We start from the raw sequence: 12592 nt of genomic DNA on the forward strand, positions 1-12592 counted from the left end.
AGTGATGTCGTTGCAGGTATTGCGCAGAAGAAGAATGAAAAAATGGATTACTATTTCAGCTGGAGCTGTGTTCGGTCTCGTATGTCTGGTTTTCCTGCTCACACTTACGAGTACGGCAGTGCATGTTTACGGACAATCTCAGGAAGATTCTAATGCCGCGGCGAGGGAGGAATTTACCGATAACAGAGCAAAGATAACTATGTGGGGTTTCGTTGCCGCCGCCTTTTCCACGGCAGTAGGAAGTGTCGGCGCTGGTATAGCCGTTGGCTACGTCGGGTCCGCCGCTCTCGGGGCGATTGGAGAAAAACCGGAATTAGCCGCAAAAGCTTTGATATATGTCGGCCTGGCGGAAGGAATCGCAATTTACGGGCTGATAATCTCTATTATGATTTTAACTAAATTGTAGGTAATGCCGATGAATTAATTTATAAGGATTATATTTGTCTGATAAAAGGACAGGGAATATTAAATGCGTTTCTATGTGATTGGTGATGAAAACACGGTTACCGGATTTAAGCTGGTGGGATTGGAGGGTGAGGTAGTCGATACAGCCGGAGGTGCCCGTGAAGCCCTGGAAAAAGCCTTTTCATCGAGTGATATCGGGATAATTATTATCACTGAAAGAATTGCCTCTACTATCCGCGAGGAGATTGAGGAGTACGCGTACGGGCGGGATTTCCCGCTGATAATGGAAATCCCAGACCGTGAAGGACCTCTCGAAGGCAGGGCGTCTATAAGAGAGATGGTAAATGCCGCTGTCGGGATAAAGATGTAATTTCGTTGCTTTGAATATAAAAGGGAGAAAAGGCCTTGGTTGATAATCAGTCAGTCGATGAGATTTGCAGCCGCATCAGAAAGGATGGGGAAAGAGAGGTAAATTCCATTCTGGATAAGGCGGAGAAGACCGCCTCTGAAATAATAGAGAAGGCGGAGGAAGAAAAGGATAGGATTATAAAGGAAATTATTGCCGAGGCTGAGCAAAAGGGAGAAACTGAACGCAGAAGAGAACTCAGCGGAGTTCAAATAGAGATTAAGAGAGCGAAACTTAAAATCCGTGAAGATGTCATAGCTAACGTCATGGAGAAAGTAAAAGAATCACTTGAAAAGGTTAGAGAAGAAAGCAGCTATCCGGTAATTCTGAAAGATATGATAGTTGAAGGCATAAAAGCTTTAGACGGAAAATCCTTTTTTGTTTTGGTCGACGGGAGGGATTTTCACATTATGAAAAAAGAAGTTATACCCGCTGTTCGCGCGGAGCTTAAAGGGGAACTGGAGAATGTGGAGATAAGAGAACTCGAAGAAGATTCTCTCGGTGGAGTTAAGGTCGGAGTGCCCGGCGGGAATGTGGTTTATGATAACAGATTCGAGGCAAGAATGTACAGATTGCGCGATGATATCAGAAATATGATATTCGAGAATATTTTCCGCTCTGAAGGAGGTGAGGGTTAAGGGGTGCTTGAGATAATTGGAAATGTGGATAAAGTTATAGGTCCCGTGGTTCAGGCGAGGAATATAACAAACGCCAAAATGCTGGACCTTGTGGAGGTAGGCGAAAATCATCTCGTAGGAGAGATCGTAAAACTGCGGGGAGAGAGAGCCTCGATACAGGTGTATGAAGATACAACAAGCCTTGTGCCCGGAGCGGATATCTACAGTTCCGGCGCGCCTCTTTCCGTTGAACTCGGACCGGGTTTGATCGGAACGATTTACGATGGGATTCAGAGGCCTCTTGAAGTAATCCGCGATTCTTCCGGTAAGTATATTCAGAAAGGGATTCATGTTTCATCCCTGGATCATGAAAAGAAATGGAAGTATGAGCCGGTGGTTGAAACCGGGGATGAAGTTAATGCAGGGGATATAATAGGTAAAATTCAGGAAACCAGACTCATAGAACACAGGGTCCTCGTTCCTCCGGGAATCGGAGGAGAGGTTACCTGGGCCGCGGGCCCCGGAGAGTATAATGTTACGGAAACTGTTCTGAAGTTGAAAGAGCCGGGAGGCGGGGTCAGAGAGATCAATTTTAACCATAACTGGCCCGTACGGCAGCCGCGCCCGCTAAAGGAAAAACTGGCTATTTCCAAACCTCTTATTACGGGGCAGAGGGTTATTGACACACTCTTCCCTGTTGCCAAGGGCGGAACCGTTGTGATTCCCGGAGGGTTTGGAACGGGGAAGACGATGACCCAGCACGCTCTGGCAAAATGGAGCGACGCTGATATTATTGTGTATATAGGCTGCGGAGAACGGGGAAATGAAATGACTGATGTCCTTCAGGAATTTCCTAAGCTGATAGATCCCAGGACTAAACGCCCCATCATGGAGAGAACTATACTGATAGCTAATACTTCGAATATGCCTGTAGCCGCGCGGGAGGCATCTATCTATACGGGAATTACAATTGCCGAGTACTATAGGGATCAGGGGTATCATGTGGCAATTATGGCCGATTCCACCTCTCGCTGGGCCGAGGCGCTGAGAGAACTTTCCGGGCGTATGGAAGAAATGCCCGCTGATGAAGGGTATCCGGCGTATTTACCGACGAGGCTTGCCGAGTTTTATGAAAGAGCCGGGGTTGTTTCAACACATTCGGGTTCCGAGGGCTCGATCAGTATTGTAGGATCTGTTTCGCCTCCCGGCGGAGACTTCTCCGAACCTGTCACACAGCACACAAAAAGATTTGTCAGATGTTTCTGGGCCCTCGACCGCCAGCTCGCTAACGCGCGTCATTATCCTGCTATCTCATGGCTGGACAGCTACAGTGAGTATGTCGATGAGATAAGCGGCTGGTGGCAGGATAAATCAGGCGGCCGTTGGATAGAGCTTAGGCGCAGGATTATGGACCTTCTTCAACAGGAAGGTAAACTGCAGCAGGTTGTAAAATTGGTCGGTCCGGACGTTCTTCCAGATACCAAGAGGATTGTTCTTGAAACATGCGTGATGTTTCGAAACGCCTTTTTACAGCAGAACAGCTTTGACAAGGTCGATATGTACTGCACACCTGAAAAACAGATCAAGATGCTGCAGATTATTCTTGATTTTTATGAGTTGGGACTGGAGAACATCGAAAGGGGAGCCAATATACATCAGATCAAGAAATTGAAAGTTGTTTCTCTGATCAACAGGATCAAGTTTACCGTCTCAAATGATGATATTGATAAAATAGACGAAATAAGAGATGAATTAACGCGCTCTATGAAAGAAATTGAAGATATGTTTGAGTAAGAAACGGTGAGTTTATGACTGAAAAGAAAATCGTGAGCGGAAGGGAATATATAGGCATCGAGGAGGTTTCAGGGCCTCTCGTTATGGTAAAAGGGATTCATAACATTGGGTATAATGAACTCGCGGAGGTGATAGATCCTGACGGGAATGTCAGGCTCGGGATGATACTCGAAACCAGTGAAGGCGCCGCTGTCATACAGGTTTTTGAAGGTACATCCGGGCTTTCCATACCCGAAACTAGAGTGCGTTTCCGGGGCGAGCCTTTAAAGTTCGGAGTAAGCGGCGAGATACTGGGCAGGGTTTTTAACGGTCTCGGGCAGCCCATAGATGACGGGCCGCCGCCCAAAGAGGATATGAGAATGGATGTTAACGGTCTTCCGATTAATCCAACGGCCAGAGAATATCCCCGGAAATTTATTCAAACAGGTATTTCCGCGATAGACGGAATGAATACACTCGTACGGGGGCAGAAACTGCCCGTTTTTTCAGGTTCCGGACTTCCCCATAACAAAATAGTGGCTCAGATAACCAGGCAGGCGAAGATAATCGGCGAGGAAGCCCAGTTTGCCGTAGTCTTCGCGGCGATGGGAATAAAACACGATGTGGCCAGTTATTTTATAAAGAACTTCGAGGAATCGGGAGTTCTAGAGAAGGTTGTCCTTTTTCTGAATCTGGCGGATGACCCGTCTGTCGAAAGGCTGGTTACTCCCCGGACAGCACTCACGGCGGCGGAATTTCTGGCTTTTCAGATGAATATGCATGTGCTTGTGATACTGACCGACATGACGAATTACTGTGAGTCGCTTAGAGAAATTTCCACGATACGCGAGGAAATACCCAGCAGAAAGGGATATCCGGGATATCTTTACAGCGACCTTTCTAGTATTTATGAACGCGCTGGAATGATCAAGGGTGTCGAGGGCTCAATAACACAGATGCCCATTCTTACGATGCCGAATGATGATATTTCGCACCCCGTTCCCGATCTGTCAGGTTATATCACCGAAGGTCAGATAGTTCTCGAGAGGGAGCTGGACCACAGGAATATTTATCCGCCTATAGCCGGGCTGCCTTCACTTTCACGTCTTATGAAGGACGGGATAGGTGAAGGAATGACAAGGGAGGATCACGCTCACGTCGCGAGCCAGCTATTCGCCGCGTATTCACACGTGAAGGATGTCAGAGCTCTTGCCGCTGTTATCGGCGATGAGGAGCTTACGCCGCTCGACAAAATATATCTTGATTTTGGAGAAAGATTTGAGCGTGAATTTCTGTCTCAGGGTGAGTATGAGAACAGGGATATTACTAAAACTCTTGAGATAGGATGGGAAATAATCTCCTCTCTTCCAAAGGAAGAACTCTACAGAATTTCAGAAGAGGAGATAAATAAGTATTACGGCAAGGAATAATCAGGCCGTTGACAGTTATTTATAGCGGAGAAGTGATAAAATGGCAAAATATGAGATTGCGCCTACGAAAAGCAATATGATGAAGATTAAGCGTGAACTCGGCTTTGCCCAAGAGGGATGGGAACTCCTCGATCAGAAGAGACAGATTCTTGTAGTTGAACTTATGGGACTTATCGACCGTGCCGTGGAAGCACAGCGTGAAACGGAAAAGAGACTGAGCGAGGCGTTCGAAGCCCTTGATCAGTTAACTCTCCGAATGGGAAGAAGGGAAATAAGCCTCACGGCTCCCGCGGTGAATATCAAATCTGACATTTCTTTCTCGCAGAGAAGAGTTATGGGGGTTTCTCTGCCGAAAGTAAAAGTCAACTTCAGGGATAATCCTCCTTACTTCGCGGCCCCGGAGAGCAGTATCTGGATAGATGAAACGATAAAGAGGTTTCGCGAGGTGCTTCATCTTCTCGGCGATCTGGCTGAAGCGAGGATTTCACTTATGAGACTTTCCCGTGAAGTGTCAAAGACTATCAGGCGCGTGAATGCTCTGGAAAAAATATTTATTCCCGATTATAAAGAAACACTCGGATATATTGAAATGGCTCTGGAAGAATCAGAAAGGGAAGCGTTCTTTGTCCTCAAGCTGGTCAAAGACCGTATTTCCCGCAGAAAAGGGGAAATCAATGGATAGTGTAAATCCCTTAGGTAATATTCTTCTCTACATCGACGGAAGTGAGTCTTCTGTCCTGGCCGCGCGTATGGCTATCACAATGGCCAAGGTGTACGGTAGCAATCTGCGGGTGATTTATGTTGTTAATGAAAAACTCCTGAACGAACTTCTCAAAGCGAAGGTTTTTGTTGAAGTGGAGAAGATGGATTACGAAAGGGATATAGAGAATGACGGGAAAAGATATTTGAACTATGTCAAGAAACTCGCCGAGGGTAAGGGAGTGCATTTAGAAACCGTTCTTCGTAAAGGTGTTGTTTATGAAGAAGTATCGAAAGAAGTGGAAGAACACGAAGCGGATCTTGTTATTCAGGGTGAACTCGGCGAGGTGCAGAGTCTCAAGGATTCTTTCTATGAAGAGGGAGAACGCATATTGCGCAAGGTTTCCTGTCCGGTGATGGTGGTAAGGGGAGAGGATAAAATCGAGGCTATCTTTGGAAACCTATAGTTTAATTTTTACTCCGAGGAGCTGTTCCTTGCGTTCAACACTCGAATTAATTAAGTTTGTCTAAAGTAAACCCAGACTCGGGGAAGATCTTCAAAGGCAGGTTATGAGATGAGATTAACAGATTACATCAAACCGGAGAGTATTGCCACCGATCTTATAGCTGAGGATAAGGAAGAAGTTATAGAAGAGCTAGTTGAGAAACTTTCCGAGAATACTGATTGCTGCGATATGGACAAGGTTTATCAGGCTGTAATGGATCGAGAAAAGAATGGGAGCACCGGTCTGGAAAAGGGAGTTGCTATTCCTCACGCTAAATGTGATGATATAGACAGATTGAGGATTGTGGTAGGTATTTCCGAGAAAGGTATTGATTTTGATTCCCAGGACGGAAAGCTGTCACATATTTTCTTCCTTATGATTGCTCCTTCTTCAGAAGCGGGCCCGCACGTTCAGGCTATCGCCAGAATTGTCAAGATGATCAGCATAGAGGGTGTTAGTGAAAGACTTATTAAAGCTGGGAATGCTGAAAAACTACTTGAAATTATAAGTTACGTTGAGAATGGCGGTTAGCAGTTTTTCTATTAATATTATTCTATGGAAAATCTTAAGTCGAAGAAGTTGATCGGATATTACGGGTTCCCCAGGCCCTCTGTGCTTGGATCAGTAAGAGAGCGTTTTGGATACAATCTGGAGCTTGTAGATCTCGACATCGCCCACGAAGCTCCCGATTCGAGGGTTGTTCAAACCACTACCTGTCGGATTATAGCAAATATCATAGATAACGCGATCGAATATTCAGAGAGACTGGCAGCTATAGTGGCGGACGTGGGAGAGGGAAAATGTGACAGGGGCAGATATGCTGCCCTTATTTTGAAAGAGATGGGGTTCAATGTCATTGAATCGCGTTTTCCCCCGGAGGAATTTGAAAACAGACCTCTTGTCTATTCAACCGGCGGGGGTTCTCTTGCCGAGAGGATAGATGCGATAATGGAGACTGTTATACGGCCACGCGATTCCGCCGGTGCCGCGCGCAAGTGTGAACCCACCCACGGTTTCTGGGGGGTTCCTCCCAGCGATTTCAGGATCCTGGATATTTTCCCGCAAACAACGCATATATACGGTTGGACGAGGTGTGTCGAGGCGGGAAGACCGGGTGATCTGCAGTTGGAATATTTCGTTGATGAAAATGTTCCCACGGTGTTTTTTACTCAGAGTTTTTGTGCTAAGCAGGATATGGCCCATTATCTCGCTGAGAAGCATGACGGGCTTTTTGTCGACTGCCATCGTAATGTCAACGATTCGATACTTTCAAAGGTCGAAGCTTTTATCAAGCTGTCTTAGTTAAATGTGAAGGAGACGCTGTCTTCATTGATACAGACGGAGAAGAAATTGAAACTCGCCGATTGCGGTAGCACATGGACTAAAATACTGGATGTAGAATCGGATTTCCTTGAGATCATAACAACTCGCGAGCTGGTTCGAAAAGACCTGCCGCTTTTCGACATTGCAACGGGACACAGCGCTAAAAAGCGTTGTGCTAAGTTCAAGAATGAATTGCTGGCACTGGCTGAAGGCGCCCTTTCTCTTGTTGACAAGGAGGATTTTTCGATTGTTGATGTTGGCGGAAGGGATGTTAAATTCATCCGGTTCAAAGGGAGAAAGGTTAAGAAGATTGACTGGAATCTTGCCTGCGGCGCTACGACCGGCGCTACAATCGAACTTCTAACGAATTATTACCAGATTGATTACCCGTCACTTGAGCCGGTCGATACATGGATAAATGTAACTTGCGGTGTTTTCGGTATGGAAAGGGTCTTAGAGTCCGTTTCAAAGGGAAAATCACCGCAAAGGAGTGTGGCTGAATTTATACACGGCATGGTCCGCAACGTTTTTGATTTCACGCAGAGACCTTCCGAAATATACCTGTCGGGCGGTTTCTGCGGCAACAGGTGTTTTCTGGACTCAATGGCGAGATATAGCAAAGTTATACCTCTGGGAAGAGCTGTTCTAATCGAAGGGCTTAAAGAGGAAACTGCGGGATAGTAATCAGCGGAAGAAGGAGATTATGAAATATCTGAAGCGCAATAATACTCTATCGGAAAGCAGGCGGAACAATTTATTTCAGGCGAAAACCGCGACTCTTTTTTTTGTCATTCTCCTGGTTCTTTCGTCCTTCTCATGCCGAAGACTGAAGTTTTCTTCTATAGATTTTCAGGAAAGAAAGCAGAAGCCGGGAGCGGGAATTGAGCTGTCAGCTCAATTCCTTTCCGACCCCGAAGAAATAAACCAGCTTTTTCACACCTTTCTGCCGGATTCAGGGGTCATCCCCGTTCAGGTAGGTCTGCGTAATAATGACACATTGCCGATTATAGTTAATGGATATTCCACAACCGGATTATGGGATAAGGTTGGCGGGATATCCCTTGTGTTAAAAGGCGAAGAATTTCTGCCTCTCGGGCCTGTTCAAGTTATGAAAAGGATGATTGGCGATAGAGCGGTCGAGTACAGGCCGAAAGGTCCCGGAGCATTCGTTAAGGGTTCTATTTTGCCGCCTCTGGGCATCTATTACGCGTATGACGAAGCAACGACCGGGAGACTCTTCAGAGGGCTCGCTGACAATTCTCTTTACGGGATAAATAGTCTGTTCTTCTTTGAGCCCATCGTTCTCGAGCCGGGTGATCAAAAAACGGGATATCTTTATTTCCCTATCTCTACCCTTCTCTCCCCTTATGAAGTTACCACGATTGAGGTAAAGGGGAAAGAGGATGAAATACGTAAAGTGACAAAATTAAAGGATGATTATTCGACTCCTTTTTCAGTAAAAGTAAAGGCAGTTTCCGCTGATTCTGATTTTGCCTTAAGGGGTTTGGGCCGGGATGGACTTTCTTTTTATGATATCTGCTTTGATTCGCGGAAATTATCGAATACAGAGAAGATCCGGGCATTCCTTCTTAATAAGGATAAGGAAGACAGCGGGAAAAGCAATCTCGTGTTTGTGGAATTTCCGCGTCCCCTTCGAAAGCCGCTTCAGCCGGAGAATAAAATAAAGTTAGATGATATCAACGCTATGGCTGAAATAGCAGACGTTGTAACGGAGAATGGCTTCGCCGCCTGCGGAGTGAACTTCACGCGCAAGTCCAGAGTTTATTTTTCCGCTTTCGACGGCGGCGGCGGGCCTCGCCGCTGGCAAAGTGATCTCGAAAGTAGTATTCTAAGGCTCGCCTTTGCCGATGACGGCGTTCTTGCCGTTTGTGATAATGGTTATTGTTATTATCTTTCCAGAGAAGACGGAGAAATTGATAAAAGATACGTAAAATTCAACGCTGACCTAGATGACATTTTCTGTTATTCAGACAGAATGTGCGTGTTCGGTAATAATAAACTGAAAGTATTATCAATAGACGGAAAACATCTTTTTGAAGAGATAGGCACATTTGACATCGGAGATGCCGACAGAAAAGTGGTCGGGAATATAAGTAACAAGGCCGTTCTTATTTACCACTCTAATGATACACCGGGAGACACGCTCGTTTTGATAGATCCGGAAGAAGGACGAGAAATCGCAAGAGAATCTATTCCCGGGAAAATAGCCGCCGCGAGCTGCGGCGGCGAGATAGCAGTTCAGCTTGAGTCCGGAGTTATTCTTCAATACTCATTTACGCGGGGCAGCCTTCTTCTGAATGAGAGTTCGTTACTTTTTCCCCGGGCGGATGAAATAGTGGAGGCGGGCGGGGTGATCCTCGCGGCGAGAGAGGAAGGCAGAATCGGTTTATTTGATATTAAGGACAGGCTGTTCTCGCCCCCTAATTTCAGACGTGAAACACCGGTAGTTTTCTCTCCGGCCAGGGAAAAGCGAGGAGCCGATGACAAGTAGCTGTTTTCTTCCGGATTAATCGGGTTTTTAAGTTGAAAGGCACCTTAAATGGAGAAAAGCAGAACAGATGTAGAACGGGTTCTGGCGACATTTTCAACGCACATGGAGCAGAAACATTCGACGCCTGATAAATTTATTGAGAATATCGAAGGGCTTCTTGATTTGAAGAGAAAAAGAGAGGGGGAGGATTACCTGCGGTCTCTCGAGAAGAATGTTGTGTATTTGCATTATTTCGTGGAAGAGGCAAAAGCGGTTCTGGAATTGATGCTGCGGAGAGTTAACGACGACGAGAAATTTATCCGGGTTGATCCCGGTTTGACTCTTTCTGAAATAGAGGAAAGGGTAAGGGAAGAAATCACAAACGAAAAAAAGGAAATTTCACAAATAGAGCGTTTCTCTGAAATATTAAAGAAGGAAAGCGGCGCGGGGAAGAGTTATGCTGAAAGACTTGAATTTAATTATTCATATCTTATGGCGGCAAGGAGTTTTACAGTAGATTTTATAAATATTATTTACGCACTTCAAAAGGATTATTATGTTGAGGGAATAAATTCTTCAACCCGTGAGAATATATTACGCTATATCGATATGACAGCCAATTATTATATTGGTAACGTAAGGGTTGAAAATGGGGGACAGTAAATTTCAAGTCTGATTATAGGGAAGAATTTATGGGGAGTTAAAAAGTAAGAAAAGAAGAAAGCTTATTCTTGAAAAAGAGAATCAAAAGAAGTATTTTCATTAAGGTCGGAGAGATTAAGGAATAATATCCGGAAGGTGTATTAATATTCATTGAAGGGAGAAAGAATTGTATAGTCAAAGTATGGTTATGACGAGCCCCGGACTTTCAGACAAAGCCGGACTCGCTGTCAATCGCGCGGGTAAGATATTGGCTTTTACTCTTTTTGCAGCTGTCGGGGCGCAGTTTGCTGTTCGCCTTCCCTTTACACCTGTGCCGGTTACCATGCAGACGCTTTTTGTAGTTATGGCCGGAGTCGTGCTCGGCCCGCGTGATGGCTTCTACGCCATGCTTTCATACCTTGCCCTGGGTATTTCAGGGGCGCCTGTCTTTGCCGGGCTTACTTTCGGTCCGGCCGTTTTGTTCGGACCCACGGGGGGTTATCTGATGGCGTTTCCCGCCGCGGCCTTCCTGGCCGGATATCTGCCTGAGATTGCCGGAGGAAATACGGCGGCGAGGGCTTTAGGTATTATTTCAGGTTTGGCGCTCATACTGCTCTCAGGAGCTGCTTATCTCTGTCTTATAACCGGCTTATCCATTGCTGATGCTCTCATGCTGGCTGTTATTCCGTTTATTATTGCTGAAATCGCCAAATTTCTGGCAGCTGTCTTTATAGCCGGCAGGATATAATAAAGGGATAATAAATACATAGATGATCTATTTCCGCCGGAACTCCTTGCTTGAGCGGATCTTAATCCGGAGTCCTTTCCGCCTCGACAGAGTCTTTTTCTTTCAGGACGAAACTGGCTGTTACAGCCACAACAGACGCGACGGCGAATGTCATAAACCTCGAGGTTATAACCTCTTCCATTCCCGTGCTTATCCATATAATTGTAAATAACATGCCTGTAACGATTGTAACAAGAGCGGCTCTTCCGTGAAATCTCTTCCAGAATAATGTGAGCAGTATCACAACGGAAAATGTACCGCCTATTCCGGCCCACACGTATCCTACGAGAGTATAAATCAGATTTGACGGTGAGAGATAAGCCGCGGCGAGAGCGATAACCGCGAGAACAGCTGTTGCTATTCTTGAGTGAATAAGCCCTTTTATATCGGTTTTGCCTCTGGCTTTAAGTGCCGGCTTTATTATGTTTTCTGAAAGTTCTGTTGATGAAAGTATAAGGAGTGAATCAGCGGTTGATATCATTGCCGCTATAGCTCCGGTGATAAGAACAGAGGCTATCGCGGGCGGAAAGATCTTGAGCATTACAGCGGGCATTACATATTCCTGATCTTCAAGGCCCGTTGGGCCGAAGAAGCATATCCCCAGCCAGCCGATAGAAAGAGCTCCTAAATAGGCAAGTACAGTCCAGATAATACCCACCGCGCATCCCCGCTTGGCTTGACTGCTATCCTTTATAGCCATAAAGCGCATGCTCAATTGCGGCTGCCCGCCAAGATATCCGAAGAACCATGAAAGTCCGCCCATTATCACTACTCCGGCGGCAAATCCCGAAGCTGCGCCGGTCATAGAGCTGTAATCTGTTCCGGCTTTGGAAAGGGCTATCGGGATGGATTGAGCGAAGAGGTCGGGATTAGAGCTGACGGCGATTATTCCGAAAATGGGGCCTGCAACTAGAGCGGTAATCATCACAATGGCCTGGACAGCGTCAGTATAAACCACGCTCCTGAATCCTCCGTATATCGTATATGGAACTATGATAATAGCTGTTAACAGCATTCCGAGTTTGGGATCTATTTCGAACATAGTATGAAGTGTTTTACCTCCGCCCAGAAATTGCGCGCCGATATAGAAGAAAAAGAAGAAGACGATCGTCAGGCTCGCGACCGCGCGGATTGACTTTTCAGAAGCGCTGTGCTTTCTGGCTATATATCCGACAAATGTGTTAACATCGTACTTTTCGGCTTCATCGCGCAGTCTTACAGCTATAGCAAGCCAGCAGACAATTATCCCAGCTACGCAACCCAGGGCGGTCCATATTCCTGTCAGCCCGGTAGCGTAAGCCAGTCCCGGGAGGCCGAGGAGCGCCCAGGAGGATTCCCCGGTCGCGCGTTCAGAAAGAGCCGCAATCCATCCGGGAAGATTCCTTCCGGCAATAGCGTAGTCCGAGGTGGTTTTTACTTTTCTGCCCTGATACAATCCCCAGAGTATCAGCAGGAGAAGATAACCTATCATCACAAAGAGTATTTGCTGTGTGTTACTTTCCATTGCTTTTCC

General features: G+C 46.1%; 14 protein-coding genes. 13 read left to right on the forward strand and 1 reads right to left on the reverse strand.

Annotated features, from left to right (window positions below; all coding sequences use genetic code 11):
• The first annotated feature begins 4 nt into the window (after positions 1-4).
• The 13 genes from U5O15_00480 (at position 5) to U5O15_00540 (ending at position 11040) form a co-directional block, all read left to right on the forward strand.
• Positions 5-406 carry an ATP synthase subunit C gene (locus tag U5O15_00480; protein MDZ7859138.1) on the forward strand — a complete coding sequence of 134 codons (402 nt, stop codon included), beginning with the start codon at positions 5-7 and terminating at the stop codon, positions 404-406.
• A 63-nt stretch (positions 407-469) separates the two neighbouring features.
• Positions 470-775, forward strand: a complete 306-nt coding sequence (locus tag U5O15_00485) for a V-type ATP synthase subunit F (GenBank protein MDZ7859139.1) — start codon at positions 470-472, stop codon at positions 773-775.
• Positions 776-810: 35 nt separating this feature from the next.
• Complete coding sequence (locus U5O15_00490; protein MDZ7859140.1) at positions 811-1449, forward strand: V-type ATP synthase subunit E family protein; 639 nt, start codon at positions 811-813, stop codon at positions 1447-1449.
• Between the two features lie 3 nt (positions 1450-1452).
• The gene (locus U5O15_00495; protein ID MDZ7859141.1) at positions 1453-3222 is read left to right on the forward strand and encodes a V-type ATP synthase subunit A; all 1770 of its coding nucleotides are present in this window, start codon (positions 1453-1455) and stop codon (positions 3220-3222) included.
• 14 nt (positions 3223-3236) lie between these two features.
• Positions 3237-4631 carry a V-type ATP synthase subunit B gene (locus tag U5O15_00500; protein ID MDZ7859142.1) on the forward strand — a complete coding sequence of 465 codons (1395 nt, stop codon included), beginning with the start codon at positions 3237-3239 and terminating at the stop codon, positions 4629-4631.
• Between the two features lie 40 nt (positions 4632-4671).
• Positions 4672-5313, forward strand: a complete 642-nt coding sequence (locus U5O15_00505; GenBank protein ID MDZ7859143.1) for a V-type ATP synthase subunit D — start codon at positions 4672-4674, stop codon at positions 5311-5313.
• Entirely contained in the window at positions 5306-5797 is a 492-nt protein-coding gene (locus U5O15_00510) for a universal stress protein (GenBank protein MDZ7859144.1), read from the forward strand. Before U5O15_00505 ends, U5O15_00510 begins: the two co-directional genes overlap by 8 nt.
• Before the next feature lie 108 nt (positions 5798-5905).
• Positions 5906-6367, forward strand: a complete 462-nt coding sequence (locus U5O15_00515) for a PTS sugar transporter subunit IIA (GenBank protein MDZ7859145.1) — start codon at positions 5906-5908, stop codon at positions 6365-6367.
• A 24-nt stretch (positions 6368-6391) separates the two neighbouring features.
• The gene (locus tag U5O15_00520) at positions 6392-7138 is read left to right on the forward strand and encodes a hypothetical protein (GenBank protein ID MDZ7859146.1); all 747 of its coding nucleotides are present in this window, start codon (positions 6392-6394) and stop codon (positions 7136-7138) included.
• A gap of 6 nt (positions 7139-7144) precedes the next feature.
• Entirely contained in the window at positions 7145-7840 is a 696-nt protein-coding gene (locus U5O15_00525) for an ATPase (protein ID MDZ7859147.1), read from the forward strand.
• Positions 7841-7862: 22 nt separating this feature from the next.
• Complete coding sequence (locus U5O15_00530) at positions 7863-9671, forward strand: hypothetical protein (protein ID MDZ7859148.1); 1809 nt, start codon at positions 7863-7865, stop codon at positions 9669-9671.
• Between the two features lie 48 nt (positions 9672-9719).
• Positions 9720-10313 (forward strand): hypothetical protein, encoded by a 594-nt coding sequence (locus U5O15_00535; protein ID MDZ7859149.1) that lies wholly within the window; start codon positions 9720-9722, stop codon positions 10311-10313.
• 166 nt (positions 10314-10479) lie between these two features.
• The gene (locus U5O15_00540) at positions 10480-11040 is read left to right on the forward strand and encodes a biotin transporter BioY (protein ID MDZ7859150.1); all 561 of its coding nucleotides are present in this window, start codon (positions 10480-10482) and stop codon (positions 11038-11040) included.
• Between the two features lie 61 nt (positions 11041-11101).
• Here the strand turns inward: U5O15_00540 and U5O15_00545 are convergent, their stop codons facing one another.
• Complete coding sequence (locus tag U5O15_00545) at positions 11102-12583, reverse strand: sodium/proline symporter (GenBank protein ID MDZ7859151.1); 1482 nt, start codon at positions 12581-12583, stop codon at positions 11102-11104.
• Positions 12584-12592 lie beyond the last annotated feature (9 nt).

The organism is Candidatus Krumholzibacteriota bacterium, from assembly GCA_034520215.1.
Taxonomy (GTDB): Bacteria; Krumholzibacteriota; Krumholzibacteriia; order Krumholzibacteriales; family WJIX01; genus JAGHBT01.